The sequence below is a fragment of the Ruegeria atlantica genome (assembly GCF_013032505.1).
Lineage (GTDB): Bacteria > Pseudomonadota > Alphaproteobacteria > Rhodobacterales > Rhodobacteraceae > Ruegeria > Ruegeria atlantica_F.
In genome coordinates, this window is the sequence record NZ_WQCG01000001.1 from 288647 (window position 1) to 311914 (window position 23268).

The following is a 23268-nucleotide window of genomic DNA, read 5'->3' on the forward strand; positions in this document are numbered from 1 at the left end:
CCAGCGTTGCGATTGCCGGTTGTTAACCATTCTTAAACCAGTTTCACAGATCAAAGACGGGCGTCAGGGCAATGCGGGTTCCGTCTATTACCACTTTTCCCTGATCGCGGAAATTCACGGTGACTTTGCCGCCGATGTTGGACTGCACCTGTCCGACGCCCCAGTCGGGGAAATCGGGGTGGCGGACATACATGCCCGGTGCAAGAATGGCATTGAGGTCTGTCATGATCGGGCTCCGGTCCGGCGGCAGATACAACAGGAGAGGTACGCATGGGCGACACCAACGTCAATCTGGCCGAGTTGATCGGGTCGCGGATTTGTCACGATCTGATCAGCCCCATTGGTGCAATTACCAATGGCCTGGAATTGCTCGAAATGGTTGGTGCTGTACATGGACCCGAAATGGAGCTGATTTCGGGCAGCGTCGGAAGCGCCGGAGCAAGGATACGGTTCTTTCGCGTGGCTTTTGGCTCGGCCAGCGATCAGCCATTGGGGAGGACAGAGGTTACAGAGCTGTTGAAAGATGTCGAAAGCGTTGGCCGCGTGCGTGTCAACTGGCACATTACCGACGCCATGCCTCGCAATCAGATCAAACTCGCCTTTCTGGCCCTAATGTGTTGCGAAAGCGCAATGCCGATGGGTGGTGACGTCTCAGTGGAAAACTACGGCGGCGGTTGGACGGTGACGGGGGTCGCGGACAAGTTGAAAATTGACGCTGATCTTTGGAAAAACCTGCCCAAAGGCCAGTTTGCCAACGCGGTGACACCGGCACATGTGCAGTTCGCGCTACTGCCTCAGACAGCAGTATCCATGGGACGGCGGGTTGCGGCGGAAACCACCTCAACCCGCGTCGCGATCCGGTTTTAAGAGCGCACCGTCCCGTTACCACGCACCAGATATTTGAAACTGGTCAGTTGAGCGGCCCCGACCGGGCCGCGCGCATGCATCTTGCCGGTCGCGATGCCAATCTCAGCTCCCATCCCAAATTCACCACCATCGGCAAACTGGGTCGAGGCGTTGTGCATCAGAATCGCACTGTCGAGGCGCTCAAAGAACCGGGCCGCGGCGTCTGCATCCTCTGTCATGATGCAATCGGTATGGTTAGAGCCAAACTGACGGATGTGTGCGATGGCCGCGTCAATGTCTGCGACCGGTTTGGCCGCGATGATGCTGTCGAGGAATTCCTTACCCCAGTCGTTTTCAGTGGCTTCGATGGTGCCGTCCACGGCCAAAGCACCTTCGGCGTGGATCTCGACACCTGCAGCCAGTAAGGCGGAAATGATATCCCGACCAAGTGTTTCAGCTACATCCTGATGGATCAGAAGACATTCGGCCGCACCACAAATTCCGGTACGCCGGGTTTTCGCATTCAGTACGACATCAAGGGTTTTTTGCGGATCCGCGGCTTTGTCGATGTAGATGTGCACGATGCCTTCCAGATGAGCAAATACAGGCACCCTCGCCTCTCGCTGTACTAGCCCCACCAGACCTTTGCCACCGCGCGGAACGATTACGTCTACGCAATCGGTCATGGTCAGCAATTCTTGCACGGCGGCGCGGTCGCGCGTGGGTACCAGCTGGATGGCGTCTTCGGGCAGGTTGGCCGCCTTCAGCCCTTCGACCAGACAAGCGTGAATGGCTGTGGAGGAATGGAAGCTTTCAGAACCACCGCGCAGAATAACCGCATTGCCCGACTTCAGGCATAGTGCGCCAGCATCAGCTGTGACGTTCGGGCGGCTTTCGTAAATCACACCGATAACGCCCAGCGGCGTGCGTACCCGTTGGATGTTCAAGCCCGAGGCCATATCCCATTCGGTCAGAACCTCACCCACCGGATCGGCCTGATCCGCGACCGTGCGCAGCCCATCGACCATGCCTTGAACACGCGCCTCGTCCAGCATCAGGCGATCCATCATTGCTGGGCTCAAGCCCTTTTCGCGACCAAACTCCAGGTCCTTTTTGTTGGCCTCGATGATATCTGCGCGTCTTGCCCAGACCGCATCCGCGGCCGCAATCAGGGCTGCGTGTTTACGCTCGGCACTGGCAAAGGCCAGATCGGCCGAGGCCGCCTTGGCACGTTTTCCAAGATCGGCCATCAGGGCGGGAATGTTGTCGAAATCCTTCATCTCAGATGCCTTTCGGTCGGTCTTTTGCTTCTATCATCGCGCAATTAAAGCGCCAAATCATCACGGTGGATAAGGACGGCCCGGCCCGGGTACCCCAATGTCGCCTCGATTTCCGAGGATTTGCGCCCCTTGATCGCATCCGCCTCTTGCGCGGTATAGCGGCTTAGGCCTTGCGCCAAACGCCGGGCTTGAGGGTCCATGATGGCCACCGGATCCCCGCGCCCAAAATCGCCGGTCACCTCAACGATGCCAGCAGGCAGCAGGCTTTTGCCGTTGTCCAACGCTTTGGCGGCCCCCGCGTCTACCACAATTTCTCCACGTGGTTTCATGGCCGAAATCCAACGCTTACGCGCGGCATGCGGATCCAGAGTTGCCGTGAACCAGGTGCAATTGGCGCCATCTTCAAGCGATTTCAGGGGGTTTATGGTCGAACCTTCGGTGATCGCCATATCGCAACCCGCGGCAGTGGCCATCTTTGCGGCCAACAGTTTGGTTTTCATACCACCCTTGGACAGACCGGAACCAGCATCACCCGCCATCTCTTCGATCTCTTGCGTAATGGTCTCAATCACATCAAAACGCTTGGCGTCGCCGTCTTTATTCGGGTTTCCGGTGTAGAACCCGTCGACATCCGACAACAAGATTAATTGGTCGGCCCCCACGGTCACGGCGATCTGCGCCGCGAGGCGATCGTTGTCGCCATACCGAATCTCATCTGTGGCCACCGTATCGTTTTCATTTACAATCGGAACCACGCCCAAACTTAGCAAAGTCTCCAGCGTCGCGCGCGAGTTAAGATACCGCCGCCTATCTTCGCTATCTTCCAGCGTGACCAAAACCTGCGCGGTTGTGATGGTGTGAGGAGTCAGTGCCTCTTCATACGCCCGCGCCAGTCGAATCTGGCCCACAGCGGCTGCGGCTTGGGATTGCTCTAATGGCAAATCCACCATCGGCAAGCCTAAGACACCTCGTCCCAAGGCAATTGAACCGGAGGACACCAGGATAACATCCGTCCCCTGCCCTTTGAGCCACGAAACATCTTGCGCCAGCGAGTGCAACCAATCCGACCGCAATAAACCCGTGTCGCGGTCCACCAGTAACGCGGACCCGATTTTGACAACAAGTCGGCGTGCTGCAGTCAGGGTTGCCAAGACTTCGTCTCCTCAACGGGTTTTAGGCGAAGACGGTTCTCATCGATCTGCGCACGCAAGGCGCGCAGAACCTCAGTTACCCCCAAATGTGCCACACCAGACATGGTCATCACGGGACCGCCGACCGCCTCTTCCAGCTCAGCCTTTTGCAGCGCCAGTTCCTCTTCGTCCAGCGCATCGACTTTGTTCAGGACCGTAATCCGCGGCTTTTCCGCAAGCTCGCCGCCATAGGCTTCCAGTTCATGAATGATCGTCCGGTAATCCTCGGCCACGGTTTCCGAAGTTCCATCGACCAGATGCAACAGAACTGCACAGCGTTCGACGTGGCCAAGGAACCGATCACCGATCCCACGGCCTTCGTGCGCGCCTTCGATAAGGCCGGGAATGTCCGCGACGACGAATTCTACATTGTCGACACCCACAACACCCAAATTCGGGTGCAGCGTTGTAAACGGATAGTCAGCGATCTTGGGGCGGGCGTTCGATGTTGCTGCCAGAAAGGTCGACTTGCCCGCATTGGGCATGCCGAGCAAACCCACGTCAGCGATAAGTTTCAGCCGCAGCCATATGGTGCGATCAATCCCCGCCTGCCCCGGATTGGCGCGGCGCGGCGCCTGGTTTGTAGCTGATTTGAAGTGCAGGTTGCCAAAGCCACCATTGCCACCTTTGGCCAGCAGGACTCGTTGACCGACTTCGGTCAGATCACAGATGACGGTCTCTTCGTCCTCATCCAAAATCTCGGTTCCAACCGGCACGCGTAGGATGATATCGTCACCATCTTTTCCTGTACGCTGTTGACCACGACCGGGCTGACCGTTCTTGGCAAAGAAATGCTGCTGATAGCGGAAGTCGATCAGGGTGTTCAGCCCGTCCACAACCTCGGCCCAGACAGAGCCGCCTTTACCGCCGTCACCACCATCGGGACCGCCGTATTCAATGTATTTTTCGCGTCGAAAGCTGACGCACCCGCCACCGCCGGCCCCGGACCGGATGTAGACCTTTGCAAGATCGAGAAATTTCATGACTGTCCCCTAATGCAAAGGCCCCATCGGCCACAAGTCAGAGTTTTTTACTGTAAGTCCAGGTGGGCACATTTGCATCGCGCGCCACCGAATAACTTTCGGCATCACCCAGATATTGAAAACCGCAATGGGTCAGCACACGGGCCGAGGCCGGATTGTCCTGAAACACGCTGGCAAACATCGTCGCGTTTTCCAACGGGTTGGCCAGAACCAATGCCTCGACCGCCAGTGATGCGACACCGGTGTTCCAATAGACCGGAGCGACCCAGTAGCCGACCTCGGACTGATTGCGATCTAGTTTTTCCAATGAGATCAGACCGATCAGCTCCGGGCCGTCATCTTTTGTAGCATCCAGCGCCCACACATCCTCTGCCCGTTCCTCGGACATCGAGCGCGCAATAAACGCCTCGACGGAACCCGGCGGCAGCGGATGTGGGATCGACGTGGTCATACGCGCAACCCGTTCATCACCTGCATAATGCTCGATGAGACCCATATCCGAACGACGCAGTGGGCGCAGATCGAACCGCTCGGTTTCGATGACCGGCTGGTTTATTATTGTCTCAAGTTTCATGAGTGCGTTCCTCCTCCGAACAACACAAAAAGTACGGACGCAACAGTGAGACTGGCTAACGTCCACATCAGATATTTTTCCACGGGCCGACCTTCAACCACGTGGGCAATTCTATCTCCGGCAAATGTCCAAATCGGATGTAAAACTACCTGGCAAAGCAACAAACAGAGAGCGATCGTGAATGTTGCGTTAAAGCTGGACGTGCCAGCCGCAACAAACCCGGTAAATCCGGCAATGATCATGGCCCAAGCCTTTGGATTAAGAGGGTGAACGATCAACCCCGCCCAAAAACCGGGCACCTCTCCGGTGGTATCGGTGCGCGACAACCGCAGGTTCGCGATTTTCCAGGCCAACCAGCAGATATATGCCGCCGAGGCGTATTTCAGCACGGTAAAGACCATTGGGGCCTGATCCGCGAGTTGCAACAGACCAAAGCCAACGGGCCAGATGATCAGCTGTTTACCCATGATCACACCAGCCACGAACGGCAATGCGGCACGAAACCCATAACGCGCGCCCGTCCCCAACAGGACCATGTTGGCGGGCCCCGGCGTTCCGACCTGAGAGGCTGCGAAGATCAGGAAACTGGTGGTGGCAACGGTCATTCCATCGCCTCCCAGTCCGCACGACGCAGCAAAACGTCCTGAACAGTCACATCTTCGTTGGTCGAACGTACCGTCGCACGGTGTTGCCCATCCGGTTTGAACCCAAGTTTTGACAAGACCGCTTTGGACCGTTCGTTGCCCAGATGATAACCAGAGGTAAGTTCCTGCCGATCAGATCGAAAGAACCTTGAGATCATCGCGCGGGCGGCTTCTGTCACATAGCCATGCCCCCAAGACGATTTCGCAATCCAATAACCCAGCTGAGATCCGGTCGAGATGCAACCAATGAGGGCGTCCTCCCGGGTGATAGCAAAGGCATCATGCTCTGTGGCCATCGAGCCGACAAATTCGGCGGAATGTTCGGTTTCATAGGGGTGAGGAACGACCGTAAGCCAACGCACCACGTCAATGTCGTTCAGGAGCGTGACCAGACGCGACGCATCCTCACGCCGAAAACGGCGCAATGTCAGACGTCTTGTAATTATCACTTCGGTCATGGGACCGCTCCTGAAAACGAGAAAGGGGACCGGCACTTTGTGCCGGTCCCCCATGAAATTTTCTTAAACCTTCTGGGTTTCGGCTTACTCTGCGGCCTCCGCCACTGGCAGGACCGAAATAAAGGTGCGGTTTTTGAGGCCTTTGTGGAACTTCACAGCGCCATCAACAGTAGCAAAGATTGTGTGATCTTTGCCCATGCCTACGCCTTCGCCCGGCCAGAACTTGGTGCCGCGCTGACGCACGATGATGTTGCCCGAAATGGCGGCCTGACCACCATACAGTTTCACGCCAAGGCGGCGACCAGCTGAGTCGCGACCGTTACGGGAGGAACCGCCAGCTTTTTTATGTGCCATTCTCTCTCTCCTTAGCCTTTGGCCAACTCTTTGGCCTGCTCAACCCACTCGGGTTTCACTTTGACCGTTTCGATAGCAGCAATCTGTTCGTCCGACAAGGCGGCCAGAGCAGCAAAGCTCTCGATACCGGCTTCTGCCAGCTTCTTGGCAGCGGCTGGGCCGACACCGTTCAGCTTGGTCAGATCGTCAGCGGCAGCAGCAGCGGCGGGTGCCTCTGCTTTGGCTTCAGCTTTCTTAGCAGGCTTTTTCGCCGCCGGAGCAGCTTCGCCAGCCGGTGCCGAACCGGTTGCAGCTTTGATGCCCGACTTGTCAGCGCCCGACGACAGGATGTCGGTGATCTTGACTAGAGTCAGCTTCTGACGGTGGCCAACGGTACGCTTCGAGCTGTGCTTACGACGGCGCTTTACGAACTTGATGACCTTGTCACCTTTGATCTGTTCGATCACTTCGGCTTGTACGCCTGCACCATCGACGAACGGTGCACCAACAACCGGAGCGTCACCGCCCAGCATCAGAACATCGTTAAATTGAACTTTTTCACCTGCGTCGGCAGCCAGCTTTTCAACACGGAGCACGTCGCCCGCCTGAACCTTGTACTGCTTGCCGCCAGTCTTGAGGACCGCAAACATGCGTCTTTCCTTTGTCTGATCGCGTTCTGTGGTCCCCGACTGGGTGTTGCTGGCTTTCGCCACCTCGAACAGCGCGCCCTTTTCGGGCTGTGTGAATGACCTTTAGAGTTTCCTAAGGGTCAAATAATAACGATACCCGGCGCGGAATACCGGCCGGGATGCGCGCTTATCCATAGATTGGCTGAGAAAGTCAACATCAAAAACAGGGTCAAAGATCCGATGCGCTTAGCGCCCGCGAAACCGCCTGCCCCAATTGGAAATAGATCTGATCATACATCAAATCGAATCCCTCGAAAAAGGCTTCGTTTACGGCGCGCCCCGTCTCAGTACGGGAAAAGGCGATGTTCTCGCGCATCTGAGCCTCATCCAGCGGCTGATAGGCCACCAGAAGGAAGGAATACAACCAGATACGGTTTTCCTCAGTAATACTGTCCTTGTCCGATAAGAGCTGCGCCAGAATATCTTCTGAGCTGGTTCCGGCGTGTTCACTGAGCCCACGAAAGAAACTGTAGTCCGAGCTAAGCGAGCTTTGAACATTCCTTTCGATCAGATCATTGACTTCGATATACTCGCCAACAAGCCGATAAAGCTGGGTGCCGCCTCCTCCATTCAGGTAGTTCTCGCGCGCCATGTCCTTGATGGTCTCATCCGCGAAAGCTTCTCTGGCCGAATTTTCCAGCGTGATGATGGTCTGACCGACATCACTTTCGAAGAAAAGGATCGCACGATCCAGTTGACTGCCTGTCAGGCTGGATTCAAAGACCTGAGAAATTTGATCCTGCATCCAATCTGTATCGTAGATTGCGTCCACCTGATCTTCGAAAAGCGGCCCTCCGTTCCCGCCCAGAAACGTTTCGTTCAGACTTGCTGCCTGCGTTAAGCCCTCGTCGCGCAGGATGTCGACAACCCGTTGCAGTTGAACAGCCTGCATTAGGCGTTCCACCCTCTCAGACGCGGCCAGCGGTGCGGAGTAAAGGACAATGACGAAGCAGGCAGCGATAAGGCGCATCAGATATCCTGGGCCGGATGCAGTTCCGCCATCCGCGCAGCCAGATCTTCAAATTTCATGGCCATGATTTCGTACTGGATTGCATTCAATAGCTCATAAACTTCTTGCATCAGGGGTTGTTCCAGCGCTTCGGCATAAGCGATGACCTCAGAATCCGAGAAATCCTGATAGGTGTAGGCTGCACCGGCCAGTGCAGAAAGCTGTAGTGCTTGCCGCATTCCGGTTTCTTGGCGCTTCATCATCAAGCGCAGCTCATCCGCGCCCAGTTGCAAGTCGATCACACCCGAGGCGCTGGCGGCCAAAAGAAAGCGCACTTGAATTTCCTGCAATGCGCGCAACGCGGTCCCACTGGAATCAATCGCATTGTTCATGCGCTTCAGATTCTCGACCCGTTTTGAACCTTCCTTGATCAGGTCCGAGACGATTTCCTGTCCCTCCATCTGCTTTGCGTCGTCATCTTCGACCATGTGCGAGGCATTCTCGGCCTCAACCAGCCTTTGCCCAAGATCAGAAGCATAGAACTCAACCGCATGAGACAGCGCCTCATCGGTCAGCGTCTGTTCCAGAATTGAAACCGCCGTCTCATGCATGTCCTTGGTGTCAAAGACCTCTTCCGTTAGGCGCGTCCAATCTGATCCGAACCCGTCTGGATCGATTCCCAACATTTGTGGGGCGGACGCTGATGCTAGCGCGATGCTCTCGAGAGCAACGTCAAACCCGGTGGTTGTCAAAAAGGCTTCGATCCGGTCTCGTCCGGCGGCAAGTGCGGACTGAGTCCCAGCGGTCACGATCAGAACGACGGCGAAAAGTGGAAGGATTGTGCGGCGCAGAATATAAGTCATACATATGACCCTAGGGGAAATACGGCGTCAGGCAACGGAAAAACCCGGCTTTGTTAATTTCGGGAATTTTCTGCTTGCACCCCTTCGCGTTCATCACTAAATCCCCCCCTCACAGACCCCCGCGGAGAGGTGCCGGAGTGGTCGAACGGGGCGGTCTCGAAAACCGTTGTGGGTGCAAGCCCACCCAGGGTTCGAATCCCTGTCTCTCCGCCAGTCTTTTCATTGACTTAGGTCAGAAATGACAAGATCCGCGAACCGCAATTCCGGCCCTCTGGTTGGTCGATGCATGTTGTTTTTGTTTTTCCAGACCTACCCAAATCCAAAATAATCCATTTATTGCGTCACTGTCGTCACTCGACAAACCGGACAACTTACTATCCTGCCGCACGACCCCTTCACTGCCTTCGAATTGAGGCGAAACTAAAAGAGGTGTTATGTCATCGCTAAACGGTCGGATGCTCTGGCGCATCACCTAAAGCCAGTAACAGAAGTATGGCCAGTATTGGCGACCCGACCAGTCCGATCAGAAACCAGATCAAGCCGGATCGATTGCGGGTTTGCGCCATTGTGATGGGCAAGACATATAACCAGATCACTGCAACTGCCAAAACGACAAAAAAAAGTAGCCCAACAAAGCTTTCCATTTTTGTTACCTTTCGTCTAAATTTTTTAGTTGTGTATGCATTTGGGCATCGCCATTCAAAGCGCCCCGTATCCCTTTAGCTTTAGCCTGTTGCATGCTGCGGTAAAGCCTTTGCTGCTCAGCCGATACGCAATCAACCTTTCGCAAAAGCGCTTGATAAACATGGTTCTTCGGACTCGTCGAAAATGCAATAGAGCCGCCCGGTTCGGCGGGGTTTTCTTCTGAGTAATCTGCATTTTCTTTTCCGTGACCCGAGAAAAAGCTGTCAAATTTCCCACGAACGGCTGATTTACGTTTCAGGTTAAATTAAATTAGCAAGCTCTAGGGCAAAGCTATCTACGTGACGGCGTGTTATTGCCATCTGGTTTCATCAGATCGGCGCTGGCTGGCTCAAACCCCCGAATTGAAATGAATTTCGGGGAATTCCCCTTTGATCACTGATAATTTACCCTCATCTAAGCGGCACATATTTTAAGGAGAACCTCATGTCGCGTACACTCGTATTGGCTGTTATCGTCGCCGGACTTGGCGCCGGAGCTTACTATTACCTCAACCAACCCGAACCCACACCTGCCGAACAACTGCAATCGGCGGCGCAAGAAGCCGGTGAAGCTGTGAACGATGCCGTAGAAGCCGCGACCGAGCAGGCAAGTGAAGCCGCATCTTCCATCACAGACCAGGCCAACGAAGCGGCCGAGCAAGCCGGACAGGCGGCCACTGATCTGGCCAACCAGGCAAGTGATCAAGTCGCGTCTCTGGCCAATCAGGGACAAGACTTGCTGAATTCCTGGATTGAAGAAGGTACACTGTCCGTCCAAAATTTTGATTATGACGCGATGGTAACTTCGGTTCAGGATAGCCAGTTGTCGCAGGACCTCAAAACAAAGGCTCTGGGTATCCTGGATGAAATCAAAGCATCCCCCGAGTTGATTGCTCAGAAGATCGAAGAACTCCGTGTGCTTTTGACCGGACAACAATAAATTCCAAGGGCCGTTCGGAATTGAGCGGCCCTTTGTCCATGCAGCGCGAACGCTCCCGCAACGTCAGACGCAACTCTGATTGACCTCTCCGCGTCCGTTTGCTTGGCTGCCCCTAGATCCAAAGCAACATCGATTGCAACAGACCCGTTCTGTGCCATGTCCGGACCGGAGATAGGAGAAATAATGACCACCCTGCCCCGCACCATGTTCGCCGTCATTCAAACCCATGACGGATACTCCGGATCGGCCACGGGTCCGGTTATTGAAGATGCCGCCGACTGGCTAGCCGAGGCCGAGCTTCCCGTGCCCGAACCCGGACCCGGTCAGGTTTTGATCAAGCTGCGGGCATCGTCGGTAAACCCCTCCGACCTCCACTTTATCAAAGGAGAATACGGTCAGCCACGAGTCAAAGGTTCGCCCGCCGGGTTTGAAGGCTGTGGCGACGTTGTAGCCACCGGCACAGGTGCCGAAGCGTTACAAGGTCAAAGGGTTGCCTTTGTGGCGGCTGGTTCCGGGGCATGGGCCGAGTATGTTGTGACGCAAGCGCTTATGTGCATCCCTTTACGGCCCGATATTTCGGACGATGACGGCTCAGCCCAGATCGTCAACCCTATGACTGCGATGGCGATGGTGGACATCGCGCGCGGTGCAGGCGACGCTTTTGTCGTCTCAGCTGCCACCAGCCAGTTGGGCAAGCTTATGTGTTCATTAGGGCGCGACCTTGGGCTTAAACCAATCGCCATCGTGCGCCGGGCCGAGGCCGTAAATAGCCTGAAAGAACTTGGCGCCCATGAAGTTTTAGTCTCCTCGGACCCCGACATGATGCAGAAGTTCCAGGCAATCAGCAAAGAGCTGAAACCGCGTGTCTTTCTGGACGCTGTGTCGGATCAGATGTCCGAGCAGGTTTTCTGCGCGATGCCCAACGGTGCACGGTGGGTCGTTTACGGCAAGCTTAGCCCCGAACTACCAAAGCTTACGCAGACGGGCCAATTGATCTTTATGAGCAAGCGGATCGAGGGGTTCTGGCTGACCAAATGGATGACCTCGACGCCTCCGGAGGATCAGATGCGGGTAGTTGCCGAAGTACAGGCCCGATTTGCCGATGGTCGCTGGAAAACGGATGTTTCTGAACGGCTTGGCCTGCGCGATGTGGTTACAAATCTGGCGGATGCGCTGAAAAAGAGTGACGGAAAGGTCATTATCGCGCCATAGTAGAACAAAGCCCCGGACGAAGGAGGATGTCCGGGGCGCAAATAACGCCGGACATACCGGCAAGGGAGGACAGACTTGGATAACGCGCAGCTGCTGATCAGCGGGCTGGCGAATGGCTGTGTCTACGGCCTTATCGCTCTTGGCTTTGTTCTGATTTACAAGGCCACTGAGGCGGTGAATTTCGCGCAGGGCGATTTCATGATGCTGGGCGCCTTTGTGACAATCGGGCTTACGAATACCGAATATATGGGCCTGCCTTTCTGGTTGGCTCTTCCGATTTCGCTGGGGATCATGGGGGCGTTGGGTTACCTGGTGGATCGCCTGATCATTCGCCGTTTGTTTGGGGAAAGCCAAACAGCCGTCGTCATTCTGACCATCGCGTTGGGGTTCGTAATCCGGTTTGTGGCCGGGCTGATCTGGGGGCACGAGCCGCAGACGCTGCAAAACCCGTTGGCAGGCAAAGAAGTTCGATTTGGAGGGCTGGTGCTGGGGATGGAGGACGTCGCCGTTATTGTCGTTACCATCCTTCTGACCTGGGGTCTGTATGTTTTCTTCAGCCGGACCAAATTGGGCCTGGCGATGCAAGGCGCGTCACAAAACCAGTTGGCAGCATATTACATGGGCATCCCGGTAAAGCGCGTACAGGGTTTCATCTGGGCTTTGGCCGGGGTTGTCGCAGGGATTGCGGGGATCTTGTTCGCAGCCAAAGGCTCGGTTGACCCGACAACAGGATTGCTTGGCATCAAGGCCTTTGCCGCAGCCGTTATTGGTGGTTTCGGCAGCCTGCCCGGTGCCCTCGCGGGTGGACTGATCGTTGGGGTGATTGAACCCTTTGCCAGCCGTTACATTGCAGCAGGATACAGTCAGATCGCGCCTTATGCGCTGCTCTTGGCGGTGTTGATTTTCCGCCCCAACGGGCTGTTCAGTCAGGTTCGGGTCAAGAAGGTCTAAGTCATGCGGATTGTGTTCAAAACCAACTATATGCAGGATATCCGACCTTGGAAGGACACCTATCAGCTGTGCCTGTATATGATCTTACTGGCAGCCGTCGCAGCCGCGCCGTGGTGGCTGGATGATTTCTATCTAGGCGAACTGACAAACGTGCTGATCTGGGCCATAGCGGGACTGGGTCTGATGATCTTAACGGGTCACACCGGTCAGGTCAGTCTTGGCCACGCGGCATTTCTGGCCTTTGGGTGCTATGCCAATGTCATTCTATTGGAAGCGGGCGTACCGTTTCTGATCGCCTTTCCCTTGGCCGGCATCCTAACCGGATTGGTTGGCGTGACCGTAGCAATCCCGGCCCTGCGGCTGCACGGCATCTATCTCGCGATCTTCACAATGGCCCTGTCCATCCTGATGGATGACGTCATTGTTCTGGCCGAACCGATCACGGGGGGCGTTGCTGGAAAATATCTGGGCGGTGTCGAAATATTCGGGTTTCTGGTCGACCGCTGGGGAACCCCGGTTCAGTTCTTCTGGCTGGTCCTAAGCGTGGCGGTTCTGGTGACGCTTGGCTACATCAACCTGTTGCGGGCACCTTTGGGACGTAGCTTTATCGCTGTGCGCGACTCAGAGGTATCGGCGCAGGCAATGGGCGTGGATATTGCCAGGACCAAGATGATCTCATTCGCGTTGTCCTGCGCTGTCAGCGGATGGGCGGGTGCGCTGATGGGCATGTTCTCCGGCGCATTCAACAACGAGACGTTCAGCGTCCTGATCTCAATCCAGTTGCTGATGATGATTGTGATCGGCGGTCTGGGGTCCATTCACGGCGCGTTTCTTGGCGCCATTGTAATCGGGTTCCTGCCTCAATTCTTATCTATCTCCAAGGAGTACGTGGGTGCCCTTTTCGGTGGCAACACCGTCGCCATTCCGGGGCTGGAATTTGGCATCTTCGGAATGATCCTGATCGCTTTCATCCTTTTTGAACCGATGGGTCTATACGGGCGCTGGCTGAAAATCCGGACGTGGTTCGAGCTGTTTCCGTTTTACCGGAAAGACATGTTCAAACGTCAAAAATCCTATCTCAAGACGGAGCGCCTGAGATGAGCTTGCTTGAGTTCGAAAACGTCACTCTGAAATTCGGTGGACTGACGGCGGTCAACGATCTGTCTTTTTCGGTCGAGGAAGGGGAAGTCTTTGCGATCGTCGGGCCCAACGGCGCGGGGAAATCCACTGTCTTCAACCTGATCTCGCGGTTCTACGATCCCTTTGCGGGTAATATCCACTATTACGGGCATGATTTGCTTGCGGTGAAACCGTCAGGCGTGGCCGCATACGGCGTGGCACGAACATTTCAGAACATCGAACTGTTCGAACACGCCACAGTCCTGCAGAATCTTCTTGTTGGGCGGCACCGCCACCGAAAAACCAACCTGTTGTCCGAGGTGTTGTTTCTGCCCTCGGCGCGGCGGCAGGAACTGGAGAACCGCGAAAAAGTAGAAGAGATCATCGACTTCCTCGACCTGCAGGCATTCCGCGACAAGATGATCTCTGGCCTGCCCTATGGCGTGCGAAAGGTTGTCGAGGTGGCACGTGCTCTCGCAACCGATCCAAAGCTGCTTTTGCTGGACGAACCAGCCTCGGGTCTCTCGGTCGAAGAAACAACCGACATGCGCTGGTGGATCGATGATATCCGGCGGCAGATGGGGATCACGGTTTTGATGGTCGAGCATGACATGGGGTTGGTATCTGGCGTCTCAGACCGCGTTCTTGCAATGGCAGACGGCGCGAAACTGGCGCTGGGAACACCTGCCGAGGTTCAATCGCATCCCGCCGTGGTCGAGGCTTACCTGGGGAAAGCCTCATGAACGCTCCGATACTGACAATCCGCAACGTCGAGAGCTTCTATGGCCCGATCATGGCGATCCGAGGGGTTTCTCTGGATGTGCACCCCGGCCAAATCGTTTCGATCCTTGGTGCAAATGGCGCGGGAAAGACAACGTTGATGAAAACCGTTTCGGGCGTGATGGACCCGGAAAAGGGTAAAATCACATTCGACGGTGACGAAATTCAGGGGTCCGAGCCGCACAAGGTCGTCCAAAAAGGTATCGTTCATGTGCCCGAAGGTCGCGAGGTTTTTCCGCTGCTTACAGTCGATGAAAACCTAAGCCTTGGGGCCTATACCCTCAAGGACAAGGGCCAGATCGACCACGACCGTGATTTGGTGTTTTCGTACTTCCCGATCCTCAAGGAACGTCGCAACCAAGAGGCGGGAACATTATCTGGCGGGCAGCAACAGATGCTGGCAATCGGCCGTGGCTTGATGGCCAACCCGAAGATCATGTTGTTGGATGAACCGTCGCTGGGTCTGTCGCCGTTGTTGGTACAGGAAATCTTTGGCATCCTCGGGCGTCTGAACGATGAACAGAATATGACCATGATGCTGGTCGAACAGAATGCCAACGCCGCCTTGGAACTGGCCCATCATGGCTATGTGATGGAGGTCGGGCGCATCGTCATGGATGGCGCTGCAGAGGTTTTGATGCAATCCGAGGACATTCAGAACTTCTATCTGGGCGTGCAGGAGGAAGGCGCACGCGAAAACCGCCGCTGGAAACGAAAAAAGACGTGGAGGTGAGACAGATGAACATCAGCACCCTGCCCCCTCAGATCACGGTCAACGGCGTTCGCCTGAACGCAACCCCCGGCCAACGCCCGGTTTGTGTCGACGGAAGCACCACGATTTGCGAGCTGTTTCGGAACCGCTGCACTGAGCTTGGTGATCGAACGGCGCACCGAGAAAAGGACCTTGGCATCTGGAGGTCATATTCCTGGGCGGACTATTGGCAGCATGCCAAGTGGATTGGGCTGGCCCTGCGCAAATTGGGGCTGCAACGGGGCGAGGTTGTCTCGATCCTGTCCGAGGATCGAAAGGAATGGGCCTGGTTCGACATGGGCATTCAGGCCGTTGGCGGCATCGCATCGGGCGTCTACACCACCGATTCTGCCAGCCAATTGAAATATCTCATCAATGACAGTGACAGCCGATTTCTGATCGTCGAAAACGAAGAGCAGCTGGACAAGTTCCTGCAGGTTGAAGACGAGGTTCCCGGCCTTCTGAATGTCATCATTCTGGACGATGAGGGGCTGCACGATCTGGACCACGCGCGCTGCATCATGATCGACGCGCTATATACTTTGGGCCAGCAGGCCGAGGCTGAAGAACCCGATCGCTTTGAGGCCGAGATAGCTCTGGCATCACCGCAGGACACTGCACTTCTGATTTACACCTCGGGCACCACAGGAATGCCGAAAGGCGCGATGCTGAGCCACGAGAACATATTGGCCGCGATTGAATGCGGGGCCCATGCGCTGCCCGCGCTCGAGTCTGACGAACAGCTATGCTTTCTGCCGCTGTGCCATATTCTTGAACGGGACGTATCTATCTATTTCCCGCTGGCTGCAAAATGCGTTGTTAACTTTGCCGAAAGCCCCGAGACGGTGTTTGCGAACCTGCAGGAAATCTCACCGTCGACCTTCACGGCCGTTCCACGGGTTTGGGAAAAGATCTATTCGTATGTTCAGATCATGACGCAGGACGCAACGCCCACTGGCCGCGCAGCCTTTGGCATGGCGCTGAAAGCAGGGTTCAAGCGTGCGGAATACATATTGGCTGGAAAACCCGTCCCTGCCGGCGTTGCTGCACAGTTCTGGGTGTGGGACAGGTTGGTTCTGCGTAATTTGCGCCGTATGTTGGGGATGGACAAGATGCGTCGTGGCGGTTCGGGCGCTGCCCCGATTTCGACGGACCTGCTAAAATGGTACTGGGCCATTGGCGTGCCGTTGGTCGAAGGGTTCGGGATGACCGAAACCTCGGGCTTGGCGACGCTTAACACAATCGAAAACAACAAGGTCGGAACCATCGGACGCGCGGTTCCCGGAAATGACATCCGGATATCCGACGACGGCGAGATTCAGCTAAAGGGCCTCAACATTTTTCAGGGTTATTGGCGCAATAACGCAAAAACGGCCGAAACTTTCACTGCCGATGGATGGCTGCGAACCGGCGACCTCGGGCATATTGATGAGGATGGCTACGTTACCATCTCAGGCCGAATGAAAGACATCATCATCACTGCTGGCGGCAAGAATATCACCCCGGCCGAGATCGAAAGCCGGTTGAAATTCAGCCACTACATCTCGGACGCGGTGATAATCGGTGATAAGCGAAAGTTCCTGACCGCGCTGATCATGATTGATCAGGAAAACGTCGAGAAATTTGCGCAGGATCGGAAAATTCCGTTTTCAAATTTTGCATCCCTCTGTGCGGCCCCTGAAATCAAAGATCAGATTCAAGGGGAAATCGATGCGGTTAATAAGGATTTTGCACGGGTCGAGCAGATCAAGGACTTTCGCCTGATTGATGTACTTCTGACCGCAGATGACGATGAACTGACCGCAACAATGAAGCTGAAACGCAGCTTTGTCGAAAAGAAACACGGCCATCTTATTGAAGACATGTACAATCAAAAAAAAGAGATAACCTAAAGGGAGGAGAAAGATGAAGAATGTGATCATGCGGCTGGCGGCGGCCACCGCTTTGACGGCTTCGGCGACCCTTGCCAATGCACAGACCCAAGGTGTCACGGATGATGAGATCATCATCGGGTCGGTCAATGACCTGAGCGGTATCTTCGCAGCCGTCGGTGTTCCGGCGACCAAGGGCGCAAATGTGGTGTTTGACCGCGTGAACGCTAATGGTGGCATACACGGGCGGACGATCCGCTATGTTGTCGAGGACAATGGGTATCAGATGCCGCGTGCGATGCAGGGTTATAACAAGCTGCTGAACCGCGACAAGGTGTTCGCAATGCTGCAGTCGCTGGGAACGCCGATGAATGTCGCGGGGTTCAAGCTGTTGGATCCAAAAGGTATTCCCAATGTTGCCCCTTTGTCTGCTGCACGACAGATGTTGCAGGAGCCGATGGACAACAAGTTCACGGCCTTTTCCACATATTTTGACCAAAGCCGTGTCGGTGTGAAATATCTCGCTGAGCAATTTGGTGGTCAGTCTGTGTGTTCGATGTATCTGCCAACCGATTTTGGTGAGGAAATCGTTGAAGGCACCAAGGCCGGTGCCGAAGAAGCCGGGATCGCTTTCGTCGCTGAGACCACGCACAAACCGGATGAAACGGATTTCGTCGGCTCACTCAGCAAGTTAAAGGAAGAAGGCTGCGAAATCGTAACGATCGCTCTGGGCGTACGACAGGCTATTACAGTTGTCGGCACGGCCAAAAAGATGGGCCTTGCAGATATGAAGTTCCTTGGCACCTCGGCCAGCTTCCTGACCGTCGTTGCGCAAGTGCCGGGCGGTGTGACCGACGGTTTCTATGCCGCCGCATCCTGGCAGGATCTGTGGTCCCGCGCGGAAGACCCCGCCCCTGCCGCCTTCATCGAAGAATATAAAGCGGCAACCGGTGAAGATCCCGTCGGGTTCGCAATGCTGGGATATTCTGCTGCTGAAACAATGGTCAAAGCGCTTGAGGCTGCTGGCCCCGATCTGACGCATGAAAGCTTTATCGCGGCCATGGAAACGCTGGACTATCAGGATGAACTGGTCGGAAACCACATGACTTTCGGACCTGATGACCATCAAGGAGCCGATTCAGTCTATGTGAATGTTGTCGAAAACGGTGCCTGGAAGATGGTGTACGAAGAATAGCGTCCAACCTACATCTCAAACGAAAAAGGGCTCGCGAATGCGAGCCCTTTGATTTTTGCACTCGGCAGCGAATTAACGCTTTGAGAACTGGAACGAACGACGCGCTTTGCGCTTACCGTATTTCTTACGTTCCACAACGCGGCTGTCGCGGGTCAGGAAGCCCGCGGCTTTCAGAGCACCACGCAGCGACGGATCGTACAGTTGCAGCGCTTTCGAGATGCCGTGCTTGACCGCACCGGCCTGACCGGTCAGGCCACCGCCTTTGACGGTTGCGACAACGTCGAATTCACCTTCAACACCAGCAACCTGGAACGGCTGGCGCAGGATCAGTTGCAGAACGGGACGAGCGAAGTACTTGTCCTGGTCTTTGCCGTTCACGGTGACCTTGCCGGAACCCGGCTTGATCCAAACGCGGGCAACAGCGTCTTTACGCTTGCCGGTGGCATAAGAACGACCCAGTTCGTCACGTACGGGTTCACGCACGATGACTTCTTCGGCCACAACCTCAACGCCTGCAACGGCGCTCAGCTCTTCGAGAGTATTGATCTGATCAGCCATGGTCATTAGCTCCGGGTGTTTTTCTTGTTCATGGATGCAACATCCAGAACTTCGGGCGCTTGCGCCTCATGGGGATGCTCGGCACCGGCATAAACGCGCAGGTTGGTCATCTGCTGACGCGCCAGACGGTTGCCCGGCAGCATGCGCTTGACCGCTTGGGTCACGACGCGCTCGGGGTGTGCACCCTCGAGGATCTGCTGCTTGGTGCGCGACTTGATGCCGCCCGGGTGGCCAGTGTGCCAGTAGAAGTTCTCTTCGCGCTTCTTGCCGGTCATCTGGATTTTGTCAGCGTTGATCACGATGACGTTGTCGCCCATGTCCATGTTCGGGGTGAACGACGCTTTGTGCTTGCCACGCAGGCGCATGGCGACGATCGAGGCAAGACGGCCCAGAACAACGCCCTCGGCGTCGATCAGGATCCATTTCTTGTCGATGTCTGCAGGTGTTGCAGAAAAGGTTTTCATGGCAGGATAGTCCTGTTTGATGTGAAAGACCGCCCCCGTGCGGAGCGGTCCGAATTCGATGTTGGGTGTTTAGAGGGACCGTTGTTGCACGTCAAGAACATGAAAGCTAAAAATAACGTTCAATTACAGCGTGTTACTAAATAGGTATTATTTTACCTCACAAATTTGACTTCAATTTTCCGCAAAATGCTTGGTCGCGATATACTGTCGCTAATCAGCTATCGAAAATGGGAGTGCTAACAGAATGGATTGGCAACAAACCATCGCCGATTACGGGGCGGCCTGGCAAGAAGCGGATCAAGGAAAGCGTCTGGACCTTCTCAAACGATGTTTCGCCGTAGACGGTACATATGTCGACCCAACTGCCAAAGTCAGAGGGCGGTCAAACCTGTGCAACCATATAGGGGAAGTCCTGCAAAGCTCCGACGGTCGGGTCGAGCTGACCAGCAAACCGAATAATCACCACGATGTCGTCCACTTCACCTGGCACATGGTTGGTGCCGACGGCCGCGATATGGTCACCGGCCACGATTTCGTTCAATTTGATGAACAAGGGCAGATTTCACATCTTGCCGGGTTCTTTGGGGATCCCGCCCCATTAACTTAGGATACTAGACGCTGATCTGTTCAGGTGGATTATCCAAAAGCGCCCGCAGGCGTTGCATCGCGTCTTCGAAGCGTTCCAGCGATACGTGCCCATTCATTGCAATTCGTACCGCGTTGGGGGCTCGTCCGTCCCGCAGCGCGAACTCGTCTGCGGACCGAAGCTGAATACCTTCCCGTTCGGCCGCACGGCTAAACGCTGCGGCGCGCCAGCCTGATGGAAGGTTCAGCCAGACAAACGGAACATCCGGCGCCCAGTTAAGATCAAAGCCTCCCAATGCGTTGACCGTGACTCTGACATAGTCCCCCATCCGGGCGCGGACATCCCTTGCGATCTTTCGAGTTCGCGGATCGGACAGCAAGAGCCTGGTCAACTCGGCAAGAGGTTGCGCCAACCCAAAATAGCCGTATTCGGCCGAGCGTCGAAGGTCGACACTGCGTTCGCGCGGGGCAATGGCAAACCCAACCCGCAAAGCCGGCGTCAGGATTTTTGAGATCGACGAAACATGCCAACCCCGTTCGGGCGCAAGCGCGCGATAGCTGGGCTCGCGCGCGTCGCCCATCCGATAACAATCATCTTCGATGATCTGCAAATCATGGCGGCGGGCGACTTCGACAACCTCTTTTCGACGCTCCAACGGCGTATGCGTTCCGGTTGGGTTTTGCACTTCGGGCGAGACGCAAACCGCTTGCGCCCGGGTCTGTCGCAAAATGTGATCCATAGCCTGAGGGTCGATGCCCCACTTATCCATCTTAACGCCGACGACCTCGGCCCGCATCAACTCACCCGCTCTGCGGAACCCGGCATACGACAGATCCTCCACCAGAACGACAGGCTTGGGACCGCGCAGGATCGTCTGAAACACCAGGCACAATCCGTTTTGCCCGCCGTGGGTCAGAACAACATCATCATGGGTCAACGCGCCAAGTGGCAGATCTGAGAGCCATTCAACGACGGCTTCGCGCATGGGTTGGTACGCATCACGTGTCGGATAATTCATCAGCAACTGGGGATCGGCATTCGACACTTTCTTCAGGCATTCGCGTATCAACGCCACCTGCCCCACATCCGGCAATCTTGGGCTGAACAGGCTGACATCAGCGTTGTACTTGTCGTCGCGCAAGTGGAGTTGTCTTGCCCACACATCGTCAAGCAACGGCGATTTTGGAGGGGCCACAAATGTACCACGCCCAACCTCGGCTTGTAGCAATCCTTCGTCCGTTAGAATCGTATACGCCCGGGCAACCGTGCCGGGCGTAATTTGTAATCGATACGCAAGTTCCCGGACCGGAGGTAGTTTGACCCCGACCTCCAGCGCCTTGTTCTCAATTGCTTTTCGTATTGTGTCGGCGACCAGAGTATACTTGGGACCTTTGGATTTTGGGAGCGCCTCTGGCCAAATTGTATCCATTACAATTCTTCCTTTGATTTTGACACAATCATGAATGTATCACACACATGTACCGAACAATTATACTTTGTGTCAATACAATTTGAAAGGAAACCCAAGATGACACGCCATATGCACAACCCCGCCCTCATGCTGCTGAACGATAGCCCTCGGCTGCCGATGATTGCCGCGCTGGCCGTGCGGTTTGCGGCGACTGTCACGAAATGGGAACGACAGCGCCGCAGCAGGATTAACCTGTCAAAGCTGGACGATCGGATGCTTAAAGATGTCGGATTGACCCGCCCAGAGGCTGACCGTGAGATCAAACGCTATTTCTGGCAGTATTAACCTATATCCCCAGTCCCTAACGGGACCTCTTCCTAGGCCGGGTTTCATACCCGGCCCTTTTTATCCAAATGCCGCCGCAGCAGACCCTTCGGGTGGCAATGAATAGGTCATAGTTGCACGCGCGACGGGCTTGTCAGAGCCTTCGGAGAACATCAGAACGTCACCCACCGCCAGCGTCTTACCCAGCTTTAACAAGCTGCATCGTGCGATCATATCATTGGACCCATCTGGCTTTCGCATAAAGTCCATAGAACATCCTGTAGTTACGGCCAGCGATTGACGCCCCTTCAAAGCAAGAATCATGGCATAGACGCTGACATCGGCCAGACCGAACATTGACGGACCTGAGACCGTTCCGCCGGGGCGAAGATGTCTATCCCCCACTTTCAGGCGCATGGTGATCGAGTTCTCGTCCAAACTGTCAATGACAAAGTCCTTCTCGACCTGCGGAAACACTTGGATCAAATAGTCTGATAGCTGTTCGCGGTTCAAAACCAACGACATACTTCCCCTCCTCGTATTGCCGCCCTAGAGTTGGCCAACATCAGATCGGAGAGCAAGATGGGAATTCTGGAACGTAACGACACGAATGGTGTCGCCCGGTTGAAAATGAACGCACCCGAGCGCCTGAACGCCCTGAGCGATGAGATGCTGGCAGCCCTACAGACTGAATTCGACGCCTTAAGCAACGACCAAAGTATTCGCGCCGTGATCCTGTCTGGTGAAGGCAAAGCGTTTTGTGCGGGGCACGATCTGAAGCAAATGACGGCTGGGCGTCAAAGCGAGGATGGCGGAAAGGCCTATTTCCAGGACCTGTTTGCGCGGTGCGCCAAGATGATGCTGTCGATACAGTCCCTCCCCCAACCGGTGATTGCCCAGGTCCACGGTATCGCCACAGCCGCCGGTTGCCAGTTGGTGGCAACTTGCGATCTGGCCATTGCCGCAGAAGGTACGCGCTTTGGTGTTAATGGGGTCAATATTGGGCTGTTCTGCTCGACACCTATGGTGGCCCTCAGCCGGAACATCCCACGGAAACGGGCGTTTGAAATGCTGACCACGGGCGAATTCATCACCGCCGAACGTGCCGCCGAACTGGGCCTGATCAATCGCGCGGTTCCCGAAAAGGTGTTGGAGCAAGAGACAATGGCGCTGGCAGAACTGTTAGCAGCCAAGCTTGGATCAGCCGTCAAAGTGGGCAAACAGGCGTTTTACAAGCAATTGGATATGTCAATCGAACAGGCCTATGCCTATACTGGAGAGGTAATGGCACAGAATATGATGCATCGAGATACCGAAGAAGGAATTTCTGCATTTATCGAAAAAAGATCGCCAAATTGGGATCAATAGAAGGATTATTTGGGGAATTTTTCTCAACTGTTCGCATTTTTGTACTTTTCAAAAGGGTCACACTGTGGCAAAGCTGAGACAAGGCTTTGGCCCAGATACGCTTTTGGGTCGCTGTAGGCGGAAGGTCCCTCCAAGCTGGTTTCTCTCACCGGCGCTGACATCCCCGCCGCGGCGACCCCAAGTACTCCCCCGAAAATACTAGGTATTTTGAACGAAACTAAGCGTGTGTTGCGTTGCGCGGTGCAG

28 protein-coding genes and 1 tRNA gene are annotated in these 23268 nt (G+C 55.3%); 13 read left to right on the forward strand and 16 right to left on the reverse strand.

Going from position 1 to position 23268, the window contains the following annotated elements; translation table 11 throughout:
* Nucleotides 1–43: 43 nt before the first annotated feature.
* Nucleotides 44–226 carry a DUF3553 domain-containing protein gene (locus GOW92_RS01425; RefSeq protein ID WP_170557337.1) on the reverse strand — a complete coding sequence of 61 codons (183 nt, stop codon included), beginning with the start codon at nucleotides 224–226 and terminating at the stop codon, nucleotides 44–46.
* Between the two features lie 44 nt (nucleotides 227–270).
* Between GOW92_RS01425 and GOW92_RS01430 the strand changes: the two genes are divergently transcribed.
* Nucleotides 271–867: a histidine phosphotransferase family protein gene (locus GOW92_RS01430; RefSeq protein ID WP_170557338.1), complete on the forward strand. Its 597-nt coding sequence runs from the start codon at nucleotides 271–273 to the stop codon at nucleotides 865–867.
* Here the strand turns inward: GOW92_RS01430 and GOW92_RS01435 are convergent.
* From GOW92_RS01435 to GOW92_RS01480, 10 genes are all read right to left on the reverse strand, one after another.
* Complete coding sequence (locus GOW92_RS01435) at nucleotides 864–2126, reverse strand: glutamate-5-semialdehyde dehydrogenase (protein WP_170557339.1); 1263 nt, start codon at nucleotides 2124–2126, stop codon at nucleotides 864–866. The genes GOW92_RS01430 and GOW92_RS01435 overlap by 4 nt on opposite strands.
* A 44-nt stretch (nucleotides 2127–2170) precedes the next feature.
* Complete coding sequence (gene proB, locus GOW92_RS01440; RefSeq protein WP_170557340.1) at nucleotides 2171–3277, reverse strand: glutamate 5-kinase; 1107 nt, start codon at nucleotides 3275–3277, stop codon at nucleotides 2171–2173.
* Nucleotides 3265–4299 carry a GTPase ObgE gene (gene obgE / locus GOW92_RS01445; RefSeq protein WP_170557341.1) on the reverse strand — a complete coding sequence of 345 codons (1035 nt, stop codon included), beginning with the start codon at nucleotides 4297–4299 and terminating at the stop codon, nucleotides 3265–3267. The genes proB and obgE overlap by 13 nt, the downstream gene beginning before the upstream one ends.
* A 37-nt stretch (nucleotides 4300–4336) precedes the next feature.
* A complete protein-coding gene (locus tag GOW92_RS01450) occupies nucleotides 4337–4873 on the reverse strand; it encodes a GNAT family N-acetyltransferase (RefSeq protein ID WP_170557342.1) in 537 nt (178 codons plus the stop codon).
* Nucleotides 4870–5478 (reverse strand): LysE family translocator, encoded by a 609-nt coding sequence (locus GOW92_RS01455; protein WP_170557346.1) that lies wholly within the window; start codon nucleotides 5476–5478, stop codon nucleotides 4870–4872. The genes GOW92_RS01450 and GOW92_RS01455 overlap by 4 nt, the downstream gene beginning before the upstream one ends.
* Nucleotides 5475–5975 (reverse strand): GNAT family N-acetyltransferase, encoded by a 501-nt coding sequence (locus tag GOW92_RS01460; RefSeq protein ID WP_170557348.1) that lies wholly within the window; start codon nucleotides 5973–5975, stop codon nucleotides 5475–5477. The genes GOW92_RS01455 and GOW92_RS01460 overlap by 4 nt, the downstream gene beginning before the upstream one ends.
* An 84-nt stretch (nucleotides 5976–6059) precedes the next feature.
* Entirely contained in the window at nucleotides 6060–6329 is a 270-nt protein-coding gene (gene rpmA / locus GOW92_RS01465; protein WP_058271644.1) for a 50S ribosomal protein L27, read from the reverse strand.
* Between the two features lie 11 nt (nucleotides 6330–6340).
* Nucleotides 6341–6958, reverse strand: coding sequence for a 50S ribosomal protein L21 (locus GOW92_RS01470; protein WP_170557349.1), 618 nt, complete (start codon nucleotides 6956–6958; stop codon nucleotides 6341–6343).
* A gap of 208 nt (nucleotides 6959–7166) precedes the next feature.
* Nucleotides 7167–7967 (reverse strand): DUF2059 domain-containing protein, encoded by an 801-nt coding sequence (locus tag GOW92_RS01475; protein ID WP_170557350.1) that lies wholly within the window; start codon nucleotides 7965–7967, stop codon nucleotides 7167–7169.
* Nucleotides 7967–8809, reverse strand: a complete 843-nt coding sequence (locus GOW92_RS01480) for a DUF2059 domain-containing protein (RefSeq protein ID WP_170557351.1) — start codon at nucleotides 8807–8809, stop codon at nucleotides 7967–7969. Before GOW92_RS01480 ends, GOW92_RS01475 begins: the two co-directional genes overlap by 1 nt.
* 123 nt (nucleotides 8810–8932) lie before the next feature.
* Here GOW92_RS01480 and GOW92_RS01485 point away from each other — a divergent pair.
* Nucleotides 8933–9022: transfer RNA gene (locus GOW92_RS01485), tRNA-Ser, on the forward strand.
* A 230-nt stretch (nucleotides 9023–9252) separates the two neighbouring features.
* Here the strand turns inward: GOW92_RS01485 and GOW92_RS01490 are convergent.
* On the reverse strand, nucleotides 9253–9453 hold the full coding sequence (locus GOW92_RS01490) for a hypothetical protein (RefSeq protein ID WP_170557352.1): 201 nt from the start codon (nucleotides 9451–9453) through the stop codon (nucleotides 9253–9255).
* Between the two features lie 484 nt (nucleotides 9454–9937).
* Here GOW92_RS01490 and GOW92_RS01495 point away from each other — a divergent pair, with 484 nt between their 5' ends.
* From GOW92_RS01495 to GOW92_RS01530, 8 genes are all read left to right on the forward strand, one after another.
* A complete protein-coding gene (locus GOW92_RS01495) occupies nucleotides 9938–10432 on the forward strand; it encodes a hypothetical protein (protein WP_170557353.1) in 495 nt (164 codons plus the stop codon).
* A 183-nt stretch (nucleotides 10433–10615) separates the two neighbouring features.
* A complete protein-coding gene (locus GOW92_RS01500; RefSeq protein ID WP_170557354.1) occupies nucleotides 10616–11644 on the forward strand; it encodes a zinc-binding dehydrogenase in 1029 nt (342 codons plus the stop codon).
* Nucleotides 11645–11719: 75 nt separating this feature from the next.
* Entirely contained in the window at nucleotides 11720–12595 is an 876-nt protein-coding gene (locus GOW92_RS01505) for a branched-chain amino acid ABC transporter permease (protein WP_170557355.1), read from the forward strand.
* Between the two features lie 3 nt (nucleotides 12596–12598).
* Nucleotides 12599–13696: a branched-chain amino acid ABC transporter permease gene (locus GOW92_RS01510; protein WP_170557357.1), complete on the forward strand. Its 1098-nt coding sequence runs from the start codon at nucleotides 12599–12601 to the stop codon at nucleotides 13694–13696.
* Nucleotides 13693–14457 carry an ABC transporter ATP-binding protein gene (locus GOW92_RS01515; protein ID WP_170557359.1) on the forward strand — a complete coding sequence of 255 codons (765 nt, stop codon included), beginning with the start codon at nucleotides 13693–13695 and terminating at the stop codon, nucleotides 14455–14457. Before GOW92_RS01510 ends, GOW92_RS01515 begins: the two co-directional genes overlap by 4 nt.
* Nucleotides 14454–15227, forward strand: a complete 774-nt coding sequence (locus GOW92_RS01520) for an ABC transporter ATP-binding protein (protein ID WP_170557361.1) — start codon at nucleotides 14454–14456, stop codon at nucleotides 15225–15227. The genes GOW92_RS01515 and GOW92_RS01520 overlap by 4 nt, the downstream gene beginning before the upstream one ends.
* Before the next feature lie 5 nt (nucleotides 15228–15232).
* Entirely contained in the window at nucleotides 15233–17137 is a 1905-nt protein-coding gene (locus tag GOW92_RS01525; RefSeq protein WP_170557363.1) for an AMP-dependent synthetase/ligase, read from the forward strand.
* A gap of 13 nt (nucleotides 17138–17150) precedes the next feature.
* Nucleotides 17151–18311, forward strand: coding sequence for an ABC transporter substrate-binding protein (locus GOW92_RS01530; RefSeq protein WP_170557365.1), 1161 nt, complete (start codon nucleotides 17151–17153; stop codon nucleotides 18309–18311).
* Between the two features lie 72 nt (nucleotides 18312–18383).
* Here GOW92_RS01530 and rpsI read toward each other — a convergent pair whose 3' ends face one another.
* Both rpsI and rplM read right to left on the reverse strand, forming a co-directional pair.
* Nucleotides 18384–18869, reverse strand: coding sequence for a 30S ribosomal protein S9 (gene rpsI, locus GOW92_RS01535; protein ID WP_058271904.1), 486 nt, complete (start codon nucleotides 18867–18869; stop codon nucleotides 18384–18386).
* Between the two features lie 5 nt (nucleotides 18870–18874).
* On the reverse strand, nucleotides 18875–19333 hold the full coding sequence (gene rplM / locus GOW92_RS01540) for a 50S ribosomal protein L13 (RefSeq protein ID WP_010440027.1): 459 nt from the start codon (nucleotides 19331–19333) through the stop codon (nucleotides 18875–18877).
* 244 nt (nucleotides 19334–19577) lie between these two features.
* Between rplM and GOW92_RS25255 the strand changes: the two genes are divergently transcribed.
* The gene (locus tag GOW92_RS25255) at nucleotides 19578–19940 is read left to right on the forward strand and encodes a nuclear transport factor 2 family protein (protein WP_170557367.1); all 363 of its coding nucleotides are present in this window, start codon (nucleotides 19578–19580) and stop codon (nucleotides 19938–19940) included.
* A 4-nt stretch (nucleotides 19941–19944) separates the two neighbouring features.
* Here GOW92_RS25255 and GOW92_RS01550 read toward each other — a convergent pair whose 3' ends face one another.
* On the reverse strand, nucleotides 19945–21348 hold the full coding sequence (locus GOW92_RS01550; protein ID WP_170557369.1) for a PLP-dependent aminotransferase family protein: 1404 nt from the start codon (nucleotides 21346–21348) through the stop codon (nucleotides 19945–19947).
* A gap of 99 nt (nucleotides 21349–21447) precedes the next feature.
* Between GOW92_RS01550 and GOW92_RS01555 the strand changes: the two genes are divergently transcribed.
* The gene (locus GOW92_RS01555; RefSeq protein WP_170557371.1) at nucleotides 21448–21675 is read left to right on the forward strand and encodes a DUF1127 domain-containing protein; all 228 of its coding nucleotides are present in this window, start codon (nucleotides 21448–21450) and stop codon (nucleotides 21673–21675) included.
* A 60-nt stretch (nucleotides 21676–21735) separates the two neighbouring features.
* Here the strand turns inward: GOW92_RS01555 and GOW92_RS01560 are convergent, their stop codons facing one another.
* On the reverse strand, nucleotides 21736–22179 hold the full coding sequence (locus GOW92_RS01560) for a PaaI family thioesterase (protein ID WP_170557373.1): 444 nt from the start codon (nucleotides 22177–22179) through the stop codon (nucleotides 21736–21738).
* Nucleotides 22180–22218: 39 nt separating this feature from the next.
* Here GOW92_RS01560 and GOW92_RS01565 point away from each other — a divergent pair, with 39 nt between their 5' ends.
* Nucleotides 22219–23022, forward strand: coding sequence for an enoyl-CoA hydratase (locus tag GOW92_RS01565; protein ID WP_368040256.1), 804 nt, complete (start codon nucleotides 22219–22221; stop codon nucleotides 23020–23022).
* Nucleotides 23023–23268: the final 246 nt, after the last annotated feature.

Coding starts and splice junctions, on each gene's coding strand:
- GOW92_RS01425 (WP_170557337.1), bottom strand. CDS start 226: ATGACAGACCTCAATGCCATTCTTGCACCGGGCATGTATGTCCGCCAC.
- GOW92_RS01430 (WP_170557338.1), top strand. CDS start 271: ATGGGCGACACCAACGTCAATCTGGCCGAGTTGATCGGGTCGCGGATT.
- GOW92_RS01435 (WP_170557339.1), bottom strand. CDS start 2,126: ATGAAGGATTTCGACAACATTCCCGCCCTGATGGCCGATCTTGGAAAA.
- obgE (WP_170557341.1), bottom strand. CDS start 4,299: ATGAAATTTCTCGATCTTGCAAAGGTCTACATCCGGTCCGGGGCCGGC.
- GOW92_RS01450 (WP_170557342.1), bottom strand. CDS start 4,873: ATGAAACTTGAGACAATAATAAACCAGCCGGTCATCGAAACCGAGCGG.
- GOW92_RS01455 (WP_170557346.1), bottom strand. CDS start 5,478: ATGACCGTTGCCACCACCAGTTTCCTGATCTTCGCAGCCTCTCAGGTC.
- GOW92_RS01460 (WP_170557348.1), bottom strand. CDS start 5,975: ATGACCGAAGTGATAATTACAAGACGTCTGACATTGCGCCGTTTTCGG.
- rpmA (WP_058271644.1), bottom strand. CDS start 6,329: ATGGCACATAAAAAAGCTGGCGGTTCCTCCCGTAACGGTCGCGACTCA.
- GOW92_RS01470 (WP_170557349.1), bottom strand. CDS start 6,958: ATGTTTGCGGTCCTCAAGACTGGCGGCAAGCAGTACAAGGTTCAGGCG.
- GOW92_RS01475 (WP_170557350.1), bottom strand. CDS start 7,967: ATGCGCCTTATCGCTGCCTGCTTCGTCATTGTCCTTTACTCCGCACCG.
- GOW92_RS01480 (WP_170557351.1), bottom strand. CDS start 8,809: ATGACTTATATTCTGCGCCGCACAATCCTTCCACTTTTCGCCGTCGTT.
- GOW92_RS01490 (WP_170557352.1), bottom strand. CDS start 9,453: ATGGAAAGCTTTGTTGGGCTACTTTTTTTTGTCGTTTTGGCAGTTGCA.
- GOW92_RS01495 (WP_170557353.1), top strand. CDS start 9,938: ATGTCGCGTACACTCGTATTGGCTGTTATCGTCGCCGGACTTGGCGCC.
- GOW92_RS01500 (WP_170557354.1), top strand. CDS start 10,616: ATGACCACCCTGCCCCGCACCATGTTCGCCGTCATTCAAACCCATGAC.
- GOW92_RS01510 (WP_170557357.1), top strand. CDS start 12,599: ATGCGGATTGTGTTCAAAACCAACTATATGCAGGATATCCGACCTTGG.
- GOW92_RS01515 (WP_170557359.1), top strand. CDS start 13,693: ATGAGCTTGCTTGAGTTCGAAAACGTCACTCTGAAATTCGGTGGACTG.
- GOW92_RS01520 (WP_170557361.1), top strand. CDS start 14,454: ATGAACGCTCCGATACTGACAATCCGCAACGTCGAGAGCTTCTATGGC.
- GOW92_RS01525 (WP_170557363.1), top strand. CDS start 15,233: ATGAACATCAGCACCCTGCCCCCTCAGATCACGGTCAACGGCGTTCGC.
- GOW92_RS01530 (WP_170557365.1), top strand. CDS start 17,151: ATGAAGAATGTGATCATGCGGCTGGCGGCGGCCACCGCTTTGACGGCT.
- rpsI (WP_058271904.1), bottom strand. CDS start 18,869: ATGGCTGATCAGATCAATACTCTCGAAGAGCTGAGCGCCGTTGCAGGC.
- rplM (WP_010440027.1), bottom strand. CDS start 19,333: ATGAAAACCTTTTCTGCAACACCTGCAGACATCGACAAGAAATGGATC.
- GOW92_RS25255 (WP_170557367.1), top strand. CDS start 19,578: ATGGATTGGCAACAAACCATCGCCGATTACGGGGCGGCCTGGCAAGAA.
- GOW92_RS01550 (WP_170557369.1), bottom strand. CDS start 21,348: ATGGATACAATTTGGCCAGAGGCGCTCCCAAAATCCAAAGGTCCCAAG.
- GOW92_RS01555 (WP_170557371.1), top strand. CDS start 21,448: ATGACACGCCATATGCACAACCCCGCCCTCATGCTGCTGAACGATAGC.
- GOW92_RS01560 (WP_170557373.1), bottom strand. CDS start 22,179: ATGTCGTTGGTTTTGAACCGCGAACAGCTATCAGACTATTTGATCCAA.